Raw genomic sequence first — 20,862 nt, 5'->3', positions numbered from 1 at the left:
TCAGACTGTTTAGCTCAATGAATTTTTACAAAACTCAAGGCATTTTTTTACCTCAGCTACCGGAGTTGAACCTTCAGGCACTTTGTATTCAAGCTCAATAGTTGCCGGGAATTTGTACTTATTGACCCTTATCAGATTCAATGCCTCTTTGATTGGCGTATCTCCTTGCCCCCATACTACATTCCCTTTGCCGTGCGCCGGTGTCTGGCGGTCTTTAATATGCATGCTTACGATGCGGTCATGCTTTTGCTTGATGATATCCAGCGGGTTCGGATTCCCTGCGGCAACAAAATGCCCCAAATCGAGGTTGAGCGAATTGGCAGGCGATTGCGCCAAAGCGGTATCCCAGAAAGTATAGGTCTGCTGCTCATGTCCATGATACCCCACTTTTACACCAACTTTTTGTGCAATAGTACCCAGTTTAAGCGTATGCTCGTCGTTCGATGGATGTTCGAGCGTTACCTGATTAGCGCCTAAGGCTTTGGCAGCGCGCATACCAAACTCGATTTCGGCATCTGTATTATTACGACCAAAGGCATTCGGTTTGAAGCCGTAGATACTTACACCTGCTTTTTTATATATTTTGCCCAGCTCTTCAAACTTGGTCATTGATGCGCTTTGTCTCCATTGGGCAACTTCCTGGTTATAAGATTTCATCTGCGCTTCTCCGTCTTCCAGTTTCTTTTTTTCTTCTTCTGTTAGTTCCTTCTTCTCGTTTCTTTTTCTCATCAACGGAAAAAGAGAACGCATATCAAGGCTGCTCTTGGGTTTTCCTGCATAAATTTCGGCTGGGTCGCCCATCAATTCTATGGCACTTACACCGGTCTCTAAAACATATTGCAGAATTGCCTCAGCACTTTGGTCTGGCATTTCTCTGAAAGAGTAGGTAATAACACCAATCTGCACTCCGTTTATTAATGAATTAGGACCGAAAAGATTTTTGATATATGCAGGTGCTCCGAAAATTGGGCTGCTTGCCAATACTGAACCCGACACCAGGGCAGCGGTGGTACCGAGAAACTGTCGGCGAGATACTGAGGGATTGTTTGATTTTTCCATTGAATAATTATTTTTCCTTGATATATTACAAAAATGAATCCTTAATTGAGTTCAAAAATTTTCAGCTGTTTCATAGTCCAGGGTATGTCGTCTTCGGTGCCTTCAAGCCCCTGTTCGAGTTTTATTCTGATAAACTTCGCTTTTCTGGGGTTCAAAGCAATGATATTATCACCATCATTCCCTTTACCTGCTACCAGATTTGACTGCCAGTTGACCCCGTCTGATGAGGTTTCTACGTTGTAAACTCTGGGGTGGGTTTGCACCATTGGCCTTTGCCCGAATGATGTATTGGGTTTGGGTACCCAGCCTTTCTTAACCATTGCGGCCGAATTAAACTGTATTTCGCTCACGGCTGTTTCAGTAGGAAACTCTATCTGGTACCACATACCTTTCTCTTGTTTTACACCTGTTGACCAACCCTCATAAGTAAATGCAGTAGTTGGCGAAACATTACCGCCTATACGGGTAGAGGCTGTATTGCTGGCAGTTACTTTCCATCCCTCACGTTGTTGTAATTCGCGCGGTACTGACTGTATCAGACTTGCGTATTGGTACATACCTGTCTGCCCAGCTGTTTTTTGTCTGATTTTAGCTACTGCATCGGCCGAAATCAAAGAAGCATCGTTCGAAAGCCCGTTTCTTATGAAAGAAATCACATCGGCTACCCACTCATCAGACTGCTCTTTCATACTGGCCATCATTCCGCCGGCATAGGTTTTACCTTCTATGGCGCCTTCCATGCCATATAGCACTACTCTTACCGCATATTCAGGATGTGCCTGTATTCTTGCGGAACCCGCCAGTGCAGGTGCCAGCAATTTGCCGTCTCCTGCAGGAGTACCCATGCCATTATTACCATGGCACTGCGAACACAATTCGTTGTAGATAACCGCCCCCCGGCTCAGTGATTCCTGCTGGCTTTTGCTTAATTCGGCAACGCCCAAGCCGCTTCGGGGTCTTACAGGGGCAATAATCTGGTCTGCCACCAGTTTTACTCCGGTTGCTTTGTTTTTAGCCACTATGGCTTTAATGTTGTTTTCCAGTTCAGGAAGTTTCAGAAACTTTGCGCTCAGCATGGCCTGAATTGCCACATCAGCATTTGCATCATTCAATGCTGCCTTAAAATTGGCTTCCAGTTCTTTTTCACCGTTTTTATAGAGTGTTTCCCCGGCTCTCATGGCTTGTATCCTGATACGTGGATTACTGTCATTAAACAATTTCTGTACGGTTTCTTTCTTCAGTGCGTTCAGGCCTTCTAACGCCCAGATGGCGTGTATTCTTGCCAGAACGTTAGGGCTACCCAAAGCCATTTTCTCTAAAGCAGGCGCTACTGAAGGGTCTTTTCTTAACACAATCAATTGCTGGGCGGCATCTCGCCACCAGCCGTTGGGGTGCTCCAGGTGCTTTACCAATGCTGATGTTTTTTCGTTCAGCATTTTAGGTTTGGTTTTGTTGCGCTCTTTGCCCTCATAGGTAATACGCCAGATACGCCCTAACCCTACCACTTTATCTAACTGGTATTGCTCTATTTTTGTACGCAGGTACGTTCCTCTTTGTGTCCACTGCCCTTCCTGAATAATGCCATGATACATATCTACTATATACATGGTGCCATCGGGTGCAGTTGCCATGTCAACAGGCCTGAAAAGCGGGTCAGTTGAACGTAAAAACTCTGATTGCTGGTCCTGATACACATTATGCAGGGTTGTTAAACCGTCTTTTACAACCGGATTAATCTGGCGGACAATCCTTGCCACAGGTTCTCCATAAAAATACTGGCCTTTCAAGGATTCGGGAAGACGGTCACCACGAAACACGTCGTTTCCGGCTGAACCCGTTACCCGCTTCAATGAGCCATCCGGCTGGCGGATTTCGTCCATCCCACCCTGCATATCAGATATTTTAATTGCAGCGCCATACGGTATATCAAAACCCTTGGCAAATTCGCCCGGCACTTCAAAATTGCCATAATGTATCGGAAACTGAAAATAAGAAGGTAAACCACTGGCACCACCCTGAAACCACAGTTTGCCGTCGTCGTCATGGGTTATACCCCATTGAGCACGGTTAAATCCGGTTTTTTCACGAATCACACCACCCGGTGTTTCACGTACCCTGAACGCATTAACCGTGCTGTAAAGCCAGTTGTCCATGCCCCAGTACATAAAAGCCTGCTGATGCTCAACATTACCCGAACGCCCATATTTATTAGTAAAAAGCTCTTTTTTATCGGCTTTACCGTCGCCGTCAGTGTCGGTATACTTATAGACATTGTCGGCATCAGACTCCATCGTTAAAACACAGTCTTTGCCGTAAGGTAACACAAACCGGGGAAAAATCAGGTTATCAACAAAAGTAGTACCTGTTTCATAAACTCCGTCGTTGTCTTTGTCTTCCCATCTCGAAATCCGGCTGGTGGGTTCCAGTTCGTCTTTAGAATCGGCGTTGAGCATGTAAGACCGTAACTCTAACACATACATACGTCCGTTGCCGTCAAATGCAATGGCTCCGGGTTGCTGAATGGCCGGCTCTGTTAGAATCGGCTCAATCTTGTAACCGGGAGGCAATAGAAAGTGCTTTGCTTCTTCTGAAGCATAAAGTGGCTTAACGGGCTGTTTTTCTTCCAAATCTATTCCTTTCCAATCACCACCTTCCGGGTCTGCTCCTGCTGGCAGTGTACTTTTAGGCAGACCGGCTGAAAATGATTTAATTACACCCTGCACTAAGTCTTGCTGAGTTTCGGTGGTTGAAGATACCTGGCTTTGCAAAGGTTGTTTTACTTTGCATGAACTGATGATATACAGACAAGCAGCAATCAGCAGGCAGGTTTTCAATACTCCGTGATGGCCATTCTTAGATACTTTCATTTTTTTATTTGAAAAATAATATATTTCAATAAAAATAATGCTTTGTAGAGCATCTAACCAAAGAAATCGACAAATTGCCCAATTAAAACGGCAAATCAGCACTTTAAGAAATAACTGTTCTCTTACTCCATGCTTTCAGGGCTTATCTGGCGTAAACTGCCTTGAAATGGAGGTGCGGCCGAAGCCTATAATTGCATGCCGCAGATTCAGGGTTTGCCAGTTAAAATGTGCTTAAAAGGAACGAAGTTTTAAAGAAATGCCGGCCGGATTTTGTACATTTTAAACAAAAAACAACCAAAAAACTTATATCATAAAAACTTCTGCTTTTTTTTGAGAGGTTTTCAAATCATATTTGTTGTATATTGTAATTGTACAATTAATTACCACATATCTTAGCTTTTGCTTAAGGTATAGTTTCAGGATATGACAACAGCGACTTCAAGGACAAACAGTTTCAGGCAAACACTTTGGAATGCAGCCTTACAAGTAGGATTACCAACCGTGATGTGGCGTTTGCCTAAACAAAATGACAGACATTTTCTTACCTCTTTTCTTAAAAGCCCGGAACAGGTAAAGATTGATTTTGAGGAGTTCGGGCCGGGTTTTGCGTTTTCTCCTTTCATCAATCCTGAGGGTAAAGACACCTATTTTATTAAAGCTGATTTACATTACGTTTTTGCAGATACTTCAAATCCTGAAAGTTTTGAGGAAGTTATCAGTCCGTCTTCAGTTGACCCCGGTTTTATTGAATTAATTAATGCCCAGAGAGCAGGGTTAAAACCTGCCCATACCCACGCCGATAAACCACAGGAAGCATCTACAACCCATGAAGATTTTATTGCCGAAGTGAATGAAGCCATAAATCAGATTGTGGAAGGCAGGTTTCAGAAGGTTGTGTTGTCTCGTACAAAAAAGATGGGCATTCCGGCAGATTTTGAGATTGTTACCTTATTTGATAAACTTTGTGCTGCTTACCCAACCGCCTTTGTCTCTGTGGTGTCGATACCTAGTTCAGGTATTATATGGATTGGGGCATCGCCGGAAACTCTGGTGAGCCAGGACGCAGAAGGCAAGTTCCGCACGATGGCACTTGCAGGTACTCAGTCGGCCTATGATGCAGACGGCCACCTTATTAAAACATCTGAAGCACTCTGGCGACAAAAAGAAATAGAAGAGCATGCGCTGGTGAGCAGGTATATTGTAAATTGCCTTAAGAAAATAAGGGTGCGTGAGTTTGAAGAAGACGGCCCCAAAACCGTAATTGCCGGTAATCTGATGCACCTGCGAATGGACTTTACAATTGACACCGTTGATATCAATTTCCCACAGCTGGCTACGGTTATGCTAGATTTACTGCACCCGACATCAGCCGTTTGTGGCATGCCCAAAGAGCCGGCCAGACAATTCATACTGGATAACGAAAAGTATGACCGCGAGTTTTACAGTGGTTTTCTGGGCCCGGTTAACATTCAGGAGGAGTCACACATCTTTGTTAACCTGCGTACTATGAAATTACAGAACGGCATTGCCACACTATATGCCGGATGCGGGATTACCGTAGATTCAAACCCTGAAAAAGAGTGGATTGAGACCGAATTAAAATTGCAGACCCTCGGTAAATACCTTGCTTAGCATTTCCGGATTTTAAAAAAAGCGTGCAATAGTATTAGTTACCATTGCACGCTCGTATTTAAACGTAAAAAAGCATCCAATTACTTTTTGCCAAATAAGCGGCTCCAGAACCCTCTGGCTTTTTCGGTAACTTTATCTGCCGCTTCAGTTGCTTCATTGGCCAGTTCCTGTGCTTTTACCTTGGCTGTTTCTATGGCATCGGCAGCATCTTCTTTAATATCTTCCAGTTTTTCAGCCGCCTGATTCTTTAACTCATTGATTTTTTCTTCTGAAGCATACTTATTTTTTAACTCTTCAATTTGTTCGGTTGCTTCAGCAGCAAACTCCTGCACCTTGGCTTTTGCCTTGGCAGCTGTTTCTTTCGCTTCTTCCTTAAAGTCTTCAAATTTCTCTGCTACCTCGGCAGCCACTTCTTTGGCCTTTGCAGTTGCCGATGCTGCTGCTTCTTTGGCCTCTGCCTTTAAATCCTCAAACTTATCAGCAGCCTCAGCAGCTGTTTCCTTAGCTTTTTCTTTGGCGGCTCCAATAGCTGTTGCCACATCTTCTTTTATATCTTCCACCTTCTCGCTTAGCTGTTCTTTTACGCCTTCCGCTTTGGCCTCTGCTGTGGCAATGGCATCACTTGCATCAGATTTTATTTCTTCCAGCTCAACTGCGGCTTCTAGTTTTACTTCAGCCAGTTTTTCTTCTAAAGCTATGGCGGCGGTTTCTGTCTCTGCTTTAAACTCTTCAGCTTTTTCAACAACTTCCTCCTTAACTTCTTCCACTTTTGCTTTAGCTTCGTCTACTTTTTCTGAAATTTCAGCTTTCACTTCCGCCAATTTCTTTTTCCCCTTTCCAACTTTTTCTTCTATGGCAGCCTTGGTATCAGATACTGCATCAGACGTTGTTTCTAATTCTTCTGTCTTATCGGTTTCGGTTTTCTTTTTGGTTGCCATGTTGTAAATGGGTTTAAGCTATTATTGTTTGATAGTGAACTTAATAAACAGACTACAAATAAAAAATAAACAATTGATTTTTAAGTCATTAAGACATTTTTTTATTATTAAAAATGTAATATTACCTAAAACTGATGATAAAATGAGCCACATACGGATTCAGTTTTTGGGCATTAGGGTCGGTTGAGTCAAAGGCAGAATCACCCAGCAGTTTATCAGCCACGGTTTGTAAGGCGGGATTCTCAAACTCATAAGCCAGAATAACGGACAGCAAACCGGGCGAATGAGGGTCAGCCAGCTTGCCTCCCGCCCAGTCAACTACGGTTCCGCCGTAGTCCCAACCAAACCCGGAAAACCTGAAACGGCCTCCGTTTATCTGTTCCAGTTCTTTCAGGGTAGTGCCCACTTTTATTCCGGTATTAGTAAACCACTTGATTTGGCCTTCTTGTCCGGTTGGGGCAAAGCCTAATTCAACGTATTCGGGGTTTCTGAAATGGGTGGTATCTTTCCATACTATCTGGGCTTCATTTGGAGTACCTTTAAAAAGAATGGTACCAATAGAGAAAAAGCCTTCAGCCCCAAAAACGGTATCATGTGCGCTTACATTCGCGCTGCCCAGTTTTTCAATCAGTTCTTGTTCGCTGGTAATAGCGGTTATCACTCCTGCCTTTTCGCCTGCAATACACTCCCAGTCTTCTTTGGCCAAAGGCGTAGTGCCGGTAGTGGTTGGCAAAGCAACCGAATCTGGTTTCTGTTCCTTATTTTTTGATGAACAGGCATTAAACAGGCAGATAGCCACAGTTAACAGCAGCAAAAGTCTCATATCAGAATTGTTTTAAATAACTCAATTTGGCAATTACATGGTCTTCTGTCTGCGTTTGTTTCAGTTGGAGGTTGTCGAACCCTCTATGATTAAAGACAATGTAAATATACGATAAGGGTTGGTATTCCCAAGACAAACGTATATTATAATTCTGCGACCGGTTCTCTGAATTTTTCTGATAAAATCCGATTAACTGTACACGCGGATTAAGTGCAAACCGGCCTTCAATACTATAAAGGTCTACGTTGGTGGTAGTCTTCTGCTCGCCTACATTTCTGAAATGATTACGGTTATACCTTGCCACAACTGACACATGCGGTATGGGCGCCACCTGCATACGTATATCGTGCCCGTTTAACTGGCCGTCAAAGTAAGTACCCCAGTTAAACTCTGTATTCAGACTGATAACCTTTGAGGGGTCTGTACTGGCATAAATCTGGTGGCGCACATAATTGTATTCGCCCGGCCCTATATAAACGCCCAGCGGTTGAAATGGCTCTGTAAGCCGCTGATAGGTGGGATTAACCAGATAACCAAAAAAGCCACCGCGCTGGAAATTAAACCAGATGGGATTCAGATTCAACTGGCGTTCAATGAGCTTACCGGTAGAAGCCTGATGATAAAACTCTGTCATGATGCCGGGCTCAAAGGCTCTTACAAATTTCTTGAACGGAATCCACTTACCCCTGTTATAGAAAAATATTCCGGGGGTGGTACCTATAACATTACTTCTGGACACAAAGCCCAGTTCAGGATTGAAATCTTTGGTTACCACAGACTGTGTCCACCACACTTTCAGCTGATTGGTGGTATAATAGTATTGCGCCAGACCTGAAAAACCCTGTTTACCTCCGTCAGTAGAAGTAGAATAAACCGCCATTGTGTTTAAGGAGTGAGACTCTCCTAGCCGGAAGAACCCGTCGATGGTACCCGTAATATTAGAACCATCAGGCCTGTTTTTTACCGTCATTAATCCACCCAGACGGTTTTGCTTTCCAAAGTTTTCTGAATACCTGCCTACAAAATAGTTTGTGCCGGGGGTATCACCTACTTCACGCTGGCGCATAGCTATGGCACCATAGTTTCTTTTAAGCGAACGGTAAACGAATCGGCCTCCCACATCAATCGGAATCGGATTACCGCTATCATCCAGGCCTATTCTGCGGCTAAAAAATGGCTGAACCCGCATCGTTCCGCCAGCCAAATCATCGCTGGGGCCTATACCTACCCCAAACAAAGAAGCGTTTTCCAGAAAAAACTGCCGTCTTTCAGGGAAAAACACAGAAAACCGTGTTACGTTGTTTACCTGCCTGTCGGCATCGGCCTGTGCAAAATCTGTATTGGCTGTCAGGTCAAGAATTGCATTGGGGTTAATGGCCCATTTTATTTCGCCGCCAACCTTCAAATTATTATCATCAGGCCTGTTGCTGAAATTCCGGTATCTGTCAAATGAGGTCAGCACATAAGGCTGCACTCTGATATTGGTTGATGGTGGCGGTGGCTGCAGATTGGTTAGCGTGCCGGCATAGTCCATACGTGTATATCTGAACGAACGCGGATAGGGCGAAAAAGCAGTATGTTCGTTAGTAAGCCTGCGGATTCTATAGAAATTAAAGCCCCAGTCCTGAGCCTGTTGAGCGGTTTTCGGATACCGTAACGTTTGCCAAGGCACTGCCATTTCAGCTACCCAGCCAGAGTCAGTTCTGGTGGTGCGTACGCGCCACAGGCCGTCCCAGTCGAGGTCATAATAAATATCATCAAAAGACAACAGGTCTCGTTGCACACCATAGGGGTTAGTTACAAGCGCCATGGCATTACGTTTATCATTGAACCCATCAAACGATAAAGCCACCAGGTCGTGCTGTCTGATATTGAAATCTCTTTTAAAATCAGTAGCTCTGATTGCCTTTTTCCCCAGCGAATCGCGGGCAAAAATCCCAAAATACAGGTAATGTTTATTATACAAAACCCTTACCTCGGTTTTATGACTGGGCTGCTTGCCCTGAAAAGGCTCAATCTGAATGAAATCAGAAACAGGCCGCGCCAGTTTCCATTCGGCATCATTCATCACGCCGTCTACTTTCAGCGAAGAGGTAATAGCTTTGGCTTCAATTGTCTTTTTTATTGAATCAGGCTTGAATACCGATGCGTCCTGAGCAAAAGAAAGGTGTGTGATAATAAACAAAAAAGGAAGTAGTTTTCTAATCATACGTGTGTAGCTTTACAAGGGTGCAAAAGTAACAATAAAGTGGTAAGCAACAGCAGGTTAATTACCAAAAGAAAAAAATATTCTTTTGTTTTTATTTACATAAAAATATGCCTCAGACCAGACCGCCCAAAGTAGGTAAAAACAACCATTTGTTAATTTTCCAATTTGTACATTTCTTATAAACCCGCTTACAGAAAATCGACAAAAATAGTGCAAAAACTGGCGCATATTCGCTTTTATGTTTTATTTCTTCAATGAAAAATTATATAAATTCATTAGATTTGCCAGTGTTGCCAGTCTGCTTGCCTTACAACGGGCAAAGTACCTAAAGAAAATAAAAATCACCTGATAATGACGATAATAAAACAAACTTCAACACCAACGCTATGGAGTTTTCTGCTGATGTTGCTTATTTCAAGCTACTATGCAGGCGCTTCAACTGTTGATACCCTCGATGTACCCAGCAAGGTTATGAACAAATCCTATAAAGCCGCTGTGGTATTGCCGTCTTCTTATGCAGGCAGCAAAGCATCTTATCCTGTTTTATATTTACTCCATGGGGCCTCGGCACACTTCCGCGACTGGCTGAACCAAACGCCAGACAAAATGACTGTAAGAAACCTGGCCGACCAATATAATATGATTATTGTAATGCCTGAAGGAGAAATATTCGGGTGGTATCTTGACAGCCCGTTTGATGCCGCCAGTAAATTTGAAACCTATATTACCAAAGAAGTAATTCAGAAAATAGATGCCACCTACCGTACTGTAAAAAGCAATAAAGGACGTGTAATAACGGGGCTGTCAATGGGTGGGCATGGCGCTATGTATCTTTCAACGCGGCACCCTGAATTGTTTTGTGCCGCAGGAACCATGAGTGGTGCCATGGACATGAACTGGACGAAGTTTAAAATCAGTGCCGACTACGCCAAGTCAATTAAAGACCGGTTTAACAAACTATTGGGTACCGATAATCCGGAAGATGATGTATACACTAAAAACTCGATCATCAATATGGTTGAAACCATCAAGAAAAATGGTATGCCTCTTATTATAGATTGTGGTGTAGACGATTTCCTGATTGATACCAACCGGGAATTACACAGAAGGCTGCTGTATGCCAATGTACCCCACGATTACACAGAAAGACCCGGTGCCCATACCTGGCCATACTGGCAGAACTCTTTGCCTTATCATGTGCATTTCTTTTACCAGATTCTGAAAACCAATGGTGTTACAGTGGCTTCAAAATAACCTTTATTCATGTTTATAAAAAAAATGAAGGCTCCTGTGGGAGCTTTTATTGTATCCGCGCTGGTCAGTCGGCCCAAATAAGGCGTAAGGAATTTTATTCAATCCCTCAACGTTTGTTTAATGAGCAATTTTATAATTTTGCACCACATTCAAAAAGGAAGGTAAATATGCTTGTTAATATTTTTAAGTCGAAAATCCATAGAGTAAAAGTAACCCAGGCCGAGCTCAACTATGTTGGGAGCGTTACAATTGATGAAGATTTGCTTGATGCCGCGGGTATTATGGAGAACGAACGGGTGCAGATTGTGAACAACAATAATGGCGAACGCCTTGAAACTTACGCTATTAAAGGCAAGAGGGGTTCTGGTATTATATGCCTGAACGGAGCCGCGGCCAGAAAAGCCGAGGTGGGAGACATAGTGATTATTATTTCTTATGCTTGGATGTCGCCAGAGGAGGCTAAAACCCACAAACCACTGGTTGTTTTTCCTGATGAGAATAATCGTCTTGTAAAATGAAAAAAATACTGCAATATGTTATCTCACTGGCTGTAGCCGCAGGTTTATTATGGTTTGTTTTTAAAGACATAGACCTGAACACCCTCTGGGAAAAAATCAAACAGGCTGATTATCGCTGGGTGGGTTTATCTGCCATACTTGCTCTGGCTGCTCATTGGAGCAGGGCATACCGGTGGGTGTTAATGCTTGAACCCCTGGGCTACAAGCCTTCGGTTTTCAGAACAACGCTGGCAGTTCTGGTGGGCTACCTGGCCAATCTGGTTTTTCCGCGGGCAGGCGAATTTGCCCGTTGTGGTACCCTTAATAAGCTGGAGGATATACCGTTTGAAAAATCGTTCGGAGCTGTGGTAGCAGAACGCATTGCAGATGTGTTGGTTTTACTGGTGCTCATCCTGCTCAACTTGTTTCTGGAATTTGACAGATTAAGCACATTCTTCTTTAATTTCTTTGGCAACAAGTTCAAGAATCCGGTTCTGTTGGCAAGTATTGGAACTGCCCTGTTAATTCTGGTTATTATGGCCTATTTTACCTTTAAACGTAATATTGACAGGATTTCGAAACTTCCGCTTTATCAGAAAATAAGCGGGTTTATTGGTGGGCTAGCCAGTGGTTTTTTAAGTGTGCGCAATCTTAAAAATCCGGGAGCATTTGTGTTCCATACTGTTTTAATCTGGACGCTATATTATATAACCACATACGTATTGTGTTTTGCTTTACCTGAAACCGCTAACCTGTCGCCATTAGCGGCATTGACCATTTTTGTGATGGGCTCTATTGGTATGGCAGCACCCACGCAGGGAGGCATCGGCAGTTACCATTTTCTGGTTGGCAGCATTGTAGTTTTATATGGGCTTTCAGAGCAGGACGGCATCACGCTGGCTACTTTTTTACACGCCATGCAAGGACTGTTCTTTGTGGTTATCTTTGGTGTTACAGCCTTTTTGCTGACGTTTATATTGCCCAGGAAAAAGGCGTAAATTGTTTGATTTGAGGGTAGATTTCTTTAACTTTCTAATAGATTGACAATATTTTACCACAGAGTTACACCGGGTTCAGCACGGAGTTTTACTGCTAATTCTGTTCAAAATCTTTCAACTGTTGCTTCGTGGAACTCAGTGCATTCAACTTCGTGCCACTCTGTGGTTCAAAATTTTTACTGTAATTAATACTTTCTCTTTATTCAATATACAAAATATAAGTACAAGCCTTTAGTTATCATTATTTAGCAATTATAAATCACATGACAGAATCGAAAATACTAAATAAAGAAGAAGCACAAAAACAAATAAAAGAGTGGCAATCTGAAGGCCAGAAAATCGTTTTTACAAACGGATGCTTTGATATTGTTCATCTCGGGCATATCGATTATCTGGAAAAGGCGCGTAATCTGGGCGACAAGCTGGTGCTTGGGTTGAATACAGACGAATCGGTAAGTAGATTAAAAGGGCCGAGCCGCCCTGTTGTGAACGAATACGCCAGAGCACGCATGATGTCGGCCCTTGCATTTGTAGATGCTGTCATTTTGTTCGATGAACCCACACCGCAGGAGTTAATTGAGACACTTTGTCCGGATATTCTGGTGAAAGGAAATGATTACAGCATTGAGAACATTGTTGGAGCAGATTTTGTTATAGGCAGAGGAGGAGAGGTAAAGACTATTTCGTTGGTTGACGGATACTCTACTACCTCAATTATTAAAAAAATAAAGGATTTAGGCTGATACCTTGATTCAAAATCAGTCGTTTAATTAAATATTAACGAAAACTTATAATTATGATTTTTGTAATAAGTATTGTTTTCATGTTGCTGGGTCTGGCTGTTTCGTCGAGGCTTAAAAGCAAATTTGCCCAATACTCTCAGATTGGCTTATCTAATGGAATGACCGGCGCTGAAATTGCACGCAAAATGCTTAACGACAACGGTATATATGATGTACGAATTACGCAGGTAGAAGGCCAGCTTACCGACCACTACGACCCGCTCAATAAAACCGTAAACCTGAGCTATGATGTGTACAATGGCAATAGTGCAGCTTCTGCTGCCGTAGCGGCTCACGAATGCGGGCATGCCGTACAACATTCTGTGGCCTATGCACCGCTTAAAATGCGCTCGGCACTGGTACCTGTTGTGAATGTGGCCACCAACGCCATGAACTTCTTCTATATGTTCGGGTTCATGTTTATGGCTTATATATTCTCAAGAAATACCCCAATGGCGCAAATGGTGTTACTGGGTTTAATTGCGGCCAACGCTATAATTGCTACGTTTGCCTTAATTACGCTTCCGGTAGAATATGACGCCAGTAACCGGGCTTTGGCCTGGATGGAGTCAAGGGGTGTAGTAAACACCCGTGAACACGACATGGCCAAAGATGCCTTGAAATGGGCTGCCCTTACGTATGTGGTATCGGCGGCGGGTGCAGTAGCTAACCTGTTGTATTATCTGAGCATGTTTCTGGGCAGACGAGACTAAGCCTGTAAGCAAAAAAATAGTGCGAAACCATCAATCAAACGAGCATATTAATTACTTTTGTTTGATTGATGGTTTTTCTGTTTTTTATTCATTCTAATCGTTTTCTCATTGTGATTTTAACCTACAACTTCCCCACTAAAATACGCTTCGGAGCAGGTGCAGTAGAAGAACTTGCCGATTACCTGAAAGACAATAATCTTTCAAAGCCGCTTATTGTAACAGACCCCGTGGTAGCGCAATTGCCCTTCCTGAAAAGAATTGTTGAAAACCTAAATGCCAAAGGTATCAGTACAGAGGTTTTCTCAGACATCCATAAAAACCCTGTGAAATCAGACGTTTACAAAGGAGACCAAGCTTTTCATAGCACCGAAAGAGACAGCATTATTGGTATTGGCGGCGGTGCAGCTATGGACGTAGCCAGAGCCATTGTGCTACGTATTAACCATAGAGAAGACTTATTTAAATATGATGATTTAATAGGTGGAGATATCTACGTTACTAACGATGTGCCGCACTTTATTACCATACCTACTACATCGGGTACCGGAAGTGAGGTAGGTAGAAGCGCAATCATTGCCGACGACGAGACCCACCAGAAAAAAATATTGTTTTCGCCTAAATTACTGGCAAAAATTGTTTTTGCCGACCCATTATTGACAATGGACCTCCCTCCTTTTGTTACAGCAGCAACAGGAATGGACGCACTCACGCATAATATGGAGGCATTTCTGGCTAAAATGTACCATCCAATATGCGATGGCATAGCCTTAGAAGGCATTTCTTTGATTCATCAGTCGCTTGAAAAAGCAGTGAAGAATCCTGATGTTGAGGCCCGCAGTAAAATGCTTTTAGGCTCAATGATGGGTGCCATTGCATTTCAGAAAGGGCTGGGCGTAGTACATTCGCTGGCGCATCCGCTTTCTTCATTGCTTGATACGCACCACGGGTTAGCTAATGCTGTAAACATACCTTATGGCATGCGTTTTAATATAGCCGGCTTTGAAGGAAAATTCCGTAGAATTGCACAAACACTAGACTTGAAAGATGAATCAGGTGAGGCCGTGGTTAATTACCTGTTTGACCTCAACAGCCGTGTAAATATCCCGCATCGCTTAAGAGACATCGGCGTACGGGATGAACACATAGAAACATTAGCCGACCTGGCCATTGCCGACTTTGCACACCCTAACAATCCGAAACCGGTAAGCAGGGCTGATTTTAAAGCTTTGTATCTGGAAGCCCTCTAAAAGAGCGAAGTCTGCGCATAGATAGTTAAGAATACAACAGCAACCTCCGGAAATACTCAAAGAGTTTCTAGGAATAATGCTTTTTTATCTGTTATTTTTGTTATAGATATTTATTCGTATTCTTTTCAAAACTATGAAAGCACTTCTACTTTTGTTGGCTATGGTGGTTTTGCCACTGTATATTGCAGCGCAAGAATTATATAATCCTGCCAGAAGTTATAATTATTTTATCAGAGAGGCAAAAGCATCTGATAACAACGACACGAGAATTGTTGTGAATGAAAAAGGCGACACTACTCTTGTTGCGCATTATAAATTGCAGCATTCGCTTAATAACTCTTTACAAGAATTTACGAAGGTTTTTAAGGGTACGCCCTTTTTTAAAAACGGGTGGTATAAAGGCAAATTAAGCGCCAAAAGCGGGCAGGATGTAACCTTTCTGATGGCCTATAATATTGAGCAGAATGTGCTTTATATTGTAAAAAATGCCGGTGCTGATGCCGTGGCCATAAGACCAGATGAATTTACTATTGAAGGTCATACTTTCCGCAAATATGACAATGTATTTCTGGAAACCCTATACCTGAGAAAGAACATCTTACTGAAAGGCTATGATTGTGTTTTAAGTTCACGTTTTACTGATAAAACCGGATATGAACCATCAGGAGGCGATGCTGGCTATGAAGGAGAATTCAGGAAATCTCATAAATTTTTTACCATCCAGGATGATATGCTACAGGTAGTATCAACTGGCAGAAAAGCCTTGCAGAGTTTCCCCAAAACACAAAGACCCGTGATGGAGCAATTTGTGAAACAAAATAACCTTAACCTGAAAACCGAAGCAGGGCTCATTGAGCTTTTCAGATACTACGATACTTTGTAATTTTACTTATTATTCATCAGGCTTATTTCAGCACGTATAAGCCTGATGTTTTTATATCAGAACAAAATTATCAATACTGAGCCTGCAATCATTATAATGGCGCCTATCAGCTTCTTTAGAATATCTTCTTCCTTAAAAATACGGTAACCCAGAAATATATTTACCAGAACCGACAACTGAAACAAAGACAGTGCATAGCCAACGGGCATGCGGTCGAATATAAATCCGGTAGAGAATTGCGCAATACCAATGCAGCCCACCAGCAACCAAATGTAAGTTACCGCCCTGGGGTTCAGCTTTTGCATCTCCGCTTTCAAGGGTATTTTATTAAATAACAATAAAACAAAAGAAAACAAAGCGCCAAACCAGCACCAGCTGAAAAAGGCCTGCGTAACCGACGAAACCAGAATTACCTTTTTTACAAAAATTGCCTCAGTGGCTGTCAGTATCATGGCCCATATTCTGTATTGTATTTCTTTGCGCTTAAACAGGGCCCACGAGAATCCGTCTTCTGTAGTATTCAGCACAAAGTAACTCCCGAAAATAATCAGCCCTACTCCTGCCAGCCCTAACACACTTGGGATTTCATTTAAAACAAAAAGCCCGATTAACATGCTGATAACCGCCTTATATGCATTGATAGGCCCTAAAACAGAAAGGTCGCCCATCTGCAGCGCTTTTACAAGATAAAGGTTACCCAATGCGCCTAACAATCCCATAATAACAGAATAGACGTAGTATTCAGCGTTAATAGTGTGCCAGTCAAGCCTCACGCTAAAAATAAGGCAGGCTGCACCTAAAATGAAGTAGGTTAAAAAATTGACCGTTAACGCCGAAACCCCGCTGACTGTTAGTTTCTTTTGAAAAACATTGGCCAGCGGATTAGCGACAATTCTTAGCAAAACAGCCAGTAAAAGTATGAGCGTATTGCTGTACAATAGGGTAAAAGGTTAACAGGTGTTCTAGAGCGTATAGCAGCAAAGGTAAAAAAATCAGACACTCAACCGCTTGCTAAAACACAAAAAATGGATATTTTTAAACTTTATTTTACCTTAACTACTCTTTACACATGCCCGTTGTCTCGTTAATTGCTGCCATGAGTGAAAACCGGGCCATTGGTCTTTACAACGCTTTGCCCTGGGAGCCCATTGCTGCCGATTGGGATAATCTGAAAAAGGTAACAAAGGGTAAAAAGATGATTATGGGTCGTAAAAGCTACGACAACCCCCACCGTATCTGGTCTGACGCAGGCAATTACGTTATTACCCGTCAGCTGGATTATGAGGTAGACCCGGGCTTTGAGGTGGTAAACAGTTTAGAAGAAGCCATTGAAAAATGTAATGACCAGCAAGAAGTATTTGTGCTGGGTGGGGAAGAAATCTTCCGGCTGGCTATACCTCTAGCAGACAAAATATACCTCACAATTGTTCATGCCATTTTTGAAGGTGATGCGTTCTTCCCTTTATTTGATGAAAAGGATTTCATGATAACTGAGCAGAAAGAATTCAAGGCCGGTGAAAACACACCTTATGCTATTTCTATACTGACTTATGAAAAAAAGCCTGATTAGGCCTATTTAAAAAGGTTTTGTGGCATCTATTCCCAAAACTTTCAATTCAATGTTTTAAAGGTTTCTATCCACCTGTTAACTTGTATTATACTTCTTAAACTTTAGCCACATGCGATACCTTACTCTTCTGACCAGCTTGCTTATTGTCCTGACACTTACCTCCTGCCAGCAAAAAGCCAGTTACGATATCATCATTAAAAACGGAATGATATATGATGGTAACGGCGGTGAACCTCAAAAAACCGATATCGCCATTAATGCCGATACCATTGCTTTTATAGGTAATTTATCGGGCCAGTCAGGTTCCAAACAAACAATTGATGCGCAAGGCCTGGTGGTATCACCTGGTTTTGTAAATATGCTAAGCTGGAGTACCGAAAGCCTGATTCATGACGGCCGTTCTATGGGCGAAATCATGCAAGGCGTTACGCTTGAAGTAATGGGAGAAGGCACTTCGATGGGGCCCTTAAGCGATTCGGTAAAGGCCTATGAACAAAAACTTCAGGGCGATATCAAATACAAAATTGAATGGACAACGTTGGGTGAGTATCTGCAATACCTTGAAAAAAAAGGCGTTTCTACCAATGTGGCGTCGTTCGTAGGGGCAGCCACCGTGAGGGCTAACGAGCTGGGTTATGCCAACAGACCGCCAAAACCTGATGAGCTTGAAAGAATGAAGCAGCAGGTTAAAACAGCCATGCAGGAAGGAGCCATGGGCGTAGGCTCATCGCTTATTTACATGCCCGGCACCTATGCCAATACGCACGAGTTAACCGAATTAGCCAAAGCCGCTTCTGAATACGGAGGTATGTATATATCACACATCAGAAGCGAGGGTAATAAGCTGGAAGAAGCCGTAGATGAAATCATTAAGATTGCAAAAGATGCAAACATACACTCTGAAATTTACCATCTGAAAGCCGCCGGAAAAGATAACTGGCAGAAAATGGATAAAGTAATTGCCAAGATTGATAGCGCCCGTAAGGCTGGTATTACCATTACTACTGATATGTACAATTATGTGGCCGGAGCCACTGGTCTTGATGCTGCCATGCCCCCTTGGGTGCAGGAAGGAGGCCTGCCTCAATGGCGCAGAAGGTTGAAAGAAAAAACTATCAGAATAAAAGTTGGTGAAGAAATGCAGGCCAGGCAAAAAGAATGGGAAAACCTATGCCTGGCTGCCGGGCCTGACAAAACCTTACTGATTGGCTTCAAGCAGGATTCCCTGAAAAAATACCTGGGCAAAACCCTGAGCGAAGTGGCCGCCATGAAAAAGAAAACATGGTATGAAACCGCAATGGATCTGGTAATCAATGATGATTCGAGGGTAGATGTAGTGTATTTTCTGATGAGCGAAGAAAACGTAAAAAAGCAGATAATGCTGCCGTACATGAGTTTTTGCTCTGATGCCTCCTCTATGGCCCCTGAAGGGGTTTTTATTAAATCTAGCGCACACCCACGTGCTTATGGCAACTTTACACGCTTAATTGGCAAATATGTAAGAGACGAAAAAGTAATTAGCCTGCAGGAGGCCATCCGGAAGTTGACATCTCTACCATGCGACAACCTGAAAGTAAAGAAAAGAGGACGCCTGAAAGTTGGCCACTATGCCGATGTACTGGTGTTTGATTTGGCCAGAATGCACGATAAAGCCACCTTTGAAAAACCACATCAGTTGTCTGAGGGCATGGTGCATGTGTTTGTAAACGGGCAGCAGGTATTAAATAGCGGCACCCACACAGATGCTAAGCCGGGCAGATTTGTAAAAGGCCCCGGTTGGAAACCCTAAGATTTGTCTTAGAAGCGGCTTTAAGAGCCGCCTCTATTAATTTATTAACAGCTTTGCGGCATTTCTGCCGGGTATGCCGCTTACGGCACCCCCTCTGGCCGCGCCAGAGCCGCAGAGTAATATTTGGTTGCATGGTGTCTCTACACCCCATTTTCCAACGGCATCATCGCTTTCAGCATAAAACCACGACAACCCGTTATGAAAAATATTGCCCCGTGGCATGCCCAGTTCTTTTTCAATATCCACAGCGCTTTTGGCTTCAATGCACCAGTTGCCGTTTTTATCCTGAGCAAGACAATCTTCAATAGGCTCGGCTAAATATTCGTTAATTCCTTTCAGAAACTTGTCTACTACTTCGGCTTTTGCTGCTTCATTGTCTTTTATAAACAACTCATACGGCAAATCAAGCCCGAATACGGTCATGGTATGATAGCCTTGGGCTTGCAGGTAATCTGACAAAATAGAAGAGTCGGTGATTGTATGACAATAAATCTCACAGGCAATGGTAGCCGGGATTTTACCTGATGCAGCCTGCCTGAATGTCTCCTGCATTTGAGTAAAAGACTGATTGATATGAAATGTACCTGCAAACGCCTGTTCGGGGGTTATGCTTTTGTCTTTTAATTGAGGCAATCTTTTCAACAGGAGATTTATCTTGAAGGCCGTGCCTTCTTCAATACTTACAGGTGGTTGGGCATTGTTGCCAAGCAGTTTTTCCAGCACTCGTGGTGCGGCGTTTACCAGTACATCTTTTGCCTTTACCATTTGCTGACTGGTATGCCGGCTGAATGTTATTTCGGCAACCTCCCCTGTTTTTATGCGCTCTACTGATGCGCCCGTTTTTAGTTCAACGCCCAATTCTTGCGCTTTGCTAATCAGTTGGGCAACCAGATTCCCCATGCCGCCCTGTGGCACACGCCACTCACCGGTTTTATTGCCAACAACATGGTAAATAAACGTTCGGTTCTGTAGCAAACTATTGTCATGCGCATGTGTGTAAGACCCAATTTTGGCATCAGTCATCAGCACTCCGCGGAGAATATCTGACTGCACATTGGTTTCAATTAATTGCCCGATTGGCTCTTCTACAAAGCTATTCCACAATTCTGCATGTCCCTGGCTTTCAAAAAAGGCTTTCCATTCTTCTTTACTTTTCAGAGGCTGCAAAAAAGAATCCCAAATCAACCCGGCAAAAGTTTGTTGTTTTTGCAGTATGGCCTGATACCCCTCCCACTCTGCTTCACCATATCCTAAATCTAAAACTGACTTTCTCGACACCTCTTCATCTACATTGCTTATCAGTAAGCCCTTGTGCACTCCATCCTGAACGTACGGCGTATAAGAAGCTACTGCTCTGCGTAATAGCTGCACATGAATATTCAGCTCATGAAATATCTCTTCAGGAAATAAACTTACCAGATAAGAATATCGCGACAGGTAGGCCTCATAATCCGGAAATACCCTTTGCGAAGTTGTGCCTCCGCCTATGTAATCATTTTTTTCAAGCACCAGCGCCTTCTTGCCTGCTTGAGCCAGATAACAGGCAGCCACCAGCCCGTTGTGCCCACCACCAATAATAACCGAGTCGTAAATCATAGATA

The 20,862-nt window shown here is 43.1% G+C and carries 17 protein-coding genes; 10 read left to right on the top strand and 7 right to left on the bottom strand.

What is annotated here, in order from left to right; genetic code table 11:
• Nucleotides 1–9: 9 nt before the first annotated feature.
• Together NZ848_RS02385 and NZ848_RS02380 are read right to left on the bottom strand one after the other, a co-directional pair.
• The gene (locus NZ848_RS02385; RefSeq protein ID WP_253533705.1) at nucleotides 10–1,059 is read right to left on the bottom strand and encodes a sugar phosphate isomerase/epimerase family protein; all 1,050 of its coding nucleotides are present in this window, start codon (nucleotides 1,057–1,059) and stop codon (nucleotides 10–12) included.
• A 41-nt stretch (nucleotides 1,060–1,100) separates the two neighbouring features.
• A complete protein-coding gene (locus NZ848_RS02380) occupies nucleotides 1,101–3,926 on the bottom strand; it encodes a DUF7133 domain-containing protein (RefSeq protein WP_259014200.1) in 2,826 nt (941 codons plus the stop codon).
• 423 nt (nucleotides 3,927–4,349) lie between these two features.
• On the opposite strand from NZ848_RS02380, the gene NZ848_RS02375 reads away from it, so the two are divergent.
• A complete protein-coding gene (locus tag NZ848_RS02375; protein WP_259014199.1) occupies nucleotides 4,350–5,558 on the top strand; it encodes a chorismate-binding protein in 1,209 nt (402 codons plus the stop codon).
• A gap of 80 nt (nucleotides 5,559–5,638) precedes the next feature.
• Here NZ848_RS02375 and NZ848_RS02370 read toward each other — a convergent pair whose 3' ends face one another.
• The 3 genes from NZ848_RS02370 to NZ848_RS02360 all read right to left on the bottom strand — a co-directional run bounded on the left by NZ848_RS02370 (nucleotide 5,639) and on the right by NZ848_RS02360 (nucleotide 9,528).
• Nucleotides 5,639–6,496: a hypothetical protein gene (locus tag NZ848_RS02370; protein WP_259014198.1), complete on the bottom strand. Its 858-nt coding sequence runs from the start codon at nucleotides 6,494–6,496 to the stop codon at nucleotides 5,639–5,641.
• A 121-nt stretch (nucleotides 6,497–6,617) separates the two neighbouring features.
• Nucleotides 6,618–7,319, bottom strand: a complete 702-nt coding sequence (locus NZ848_RS02365; protein WP_259014197.1) for a hypothetical protein — start codon at nucleotides 7,317–7,319, stop codon at nucleotides 6,618–6,620.
• 1 nt (nucleotide 7,320) lies between these two features.
• Nucleotides 7,321–9,528: a carbohydrate binding family 9 domain-containing protein gene (locus NZ848_RS02360; protein ID WP_259014196.1), complete on the bottom strand. Its 2,208-nt coding sequence runs from the start codon at nucleotides 9,526–9,528 to the stop codon at nucleotides 7,321–7,323.
• A 351-nt stretch (nucleotides 9,529–9,879) separates the two neighbouring features.
• Between NZ848_RS02360 and NZ848_RS02355 the strand changes: the two genes are divergently transcribed.
• From NZ848_RS02355 to NZ848_RS02325, 7 genes are all read left to right on the top strand, one after another.
• A complete protein-coding gene (locus NZ848_RS02355) occupies nucleotides 9,880–10,782 on the top strand; it encodes an alpha/beta hydrolase (RefSeq protein ID WP_259014195.1) in 903 nt (300 codons plus the stop codon).
• A gap of 167 nt (nucleotides 10,783–10,949) precedes the next feature.
• Nucleotides 10,950–11,300 carry an aspartate 1-decarboxylase gene (gene panD / locus NZ848_RS02350; protein ID WP_101727585.1) on the top strand — a complete coding sequence of 117 codons (351 nt, stop codon included), beginning with the start codon at nucleotides 10,950–10,952 and terminating at the stop codon, nucleotides 11,298–11,300.
• Nucleotides 11,297–12,277: a lysylphosphatidylglycerol synthase transmembrane domain-containing protein gene (locus tag NZ848_RS02345; RefSeq protein ID WP_259014194.1), complete on the top strand. Its 981-nt coding sequence runs from the start codon at nucleotides 11,297–11,299 to the stop codon at nucleotides 12,275–12,277. Before panD ends, NZ848_RS02345 begins: the two co-directional genes overlap by 4 nt.
• 263 nt (nucleotides 12,278–12,540) lie before the next feature.
• Nucleotides 12,541–13,020, top strand: coding sequence for a D-glycero-beta-D-manno-heptose 1-phosphate adenylyltransferase (rfaE2, locus tag NZ848_RS02340; protein ID WP_259014193.1), 480 nt, complete (start codon nucleotides 12,541–12,543; stop codon nucleotides 13,018–13,020).
• A gap of 53 nt (nucleotides 13,021–13,073) precedes the next feature.
• Nucleotides 13,074–13,772 (top strand): zinc metallopeptidase, encoded by a 699-nt coding sequence (locus NZ848_RS02335; protein ID WP_253533696.1) that lies wholly within the window; start codon nucleotides 13,074–13,076, stop codon nucleotides 13,770–13,772.
• Between the two features lie 110 nt (nucleotides 13,773–13,882).
• The gene (locus tag NZ848_RS02330) at nucleotides 13,883–15,019 is read left to right on the top strand and encodes an iron-containing alcohol dehydrogenase (RefSeq protein ID WP_259014192.1); all 1,137 of its coding nucleotides are present in this window, start codon (nucleotides 13,883–13,885) and stop codon (nucleotides 15,017–15,019) included.
• Nucleotides 15,020–15,152: 133 nt separating this feature from the next.
• A complete protein-coding gene (locus NZ848_RS02325) occupies nucleotides 15,153–15,902 on the top strand; it encodes a hypothetical protein (RefSeq protein ID WP_259014191.1) in 750 nt (249 codons plus the stop codon).
• 56 nt (nucleotides 15,903–15,958) lie between these two features.
• On the opposite strand, the gene NZ848_RS02320 is transcribed toward NZ848_RS02325, so the two are convergent.
• Nucleotides 15,959–16,840 (bottom strand): EamA family transporter, encoded by an 882-nt coding sequence (locus tag NZ848_RS02320; protein WP_259014190.1) that lies wholly within the window; start codon nucleotides 16,838–16,840, stop codon nucleotides 15,959–15,961.
• A gap of 131 nt (nucleotides 16,841–16,971) precedes the next feature.
• On the opposite strand from NZ848_RS02320, the gene NZ848_RS02315 reads away from it, so the two are divergent.
• Complete coding sequence (locus NZ848_RS02315) at nucleotides 16,972–17,472, top strand: dihydrofolate reductase (RefSeq protein WP_259014189.1); 501 nt, start codon at nucleotides 16,972–16,974, stop codon at nucleotides 17,470–17,472.
• Nucleotides 17,473–17,581: 109 nt separating this feature from the next.
• On the top strand, nucleotides 17,582–19,261 hold the full coding sequence (locus NZ848_RS02310) for an N-acyl-D-amino-acid deacylase family protein (protein ID WP_259014188.1): 1,680 nt from the start codon (nucleotides 17,582–17,584) through the stop codon (nucleotides 19,259–19,261).
• Nucleotides 19,262–19,297: 36 nt separating this feature from the next.
• On the opposite strand, the gene NZ848_RS02305 is transcribed toward NZ848_RS02310, so the two are convergent.
• Entirely contained in the window at nucleotides 19,298–20,857 is a 1,560-nt protein-coding gene (locus tag NZ848_RS02305; protein ID WP_259014187.1) for a phytoene desaturase family protein, read from the bottom strand.
• Nucleotides 20,858–20,862: the final 5 nt, after the last annotated feature.

Source organism: Emticicia fluvialis (assembly GCF_024793945.1).
Lineage (GTDB): Bacteria > Bacteroidota > Bacteroidia > Cytophagales > Spirosomataceae > Emticicia > Emticicia fluvialis.
This window is presented reverse-complemented; position numbering and strand designations above follow the sequence as displayed.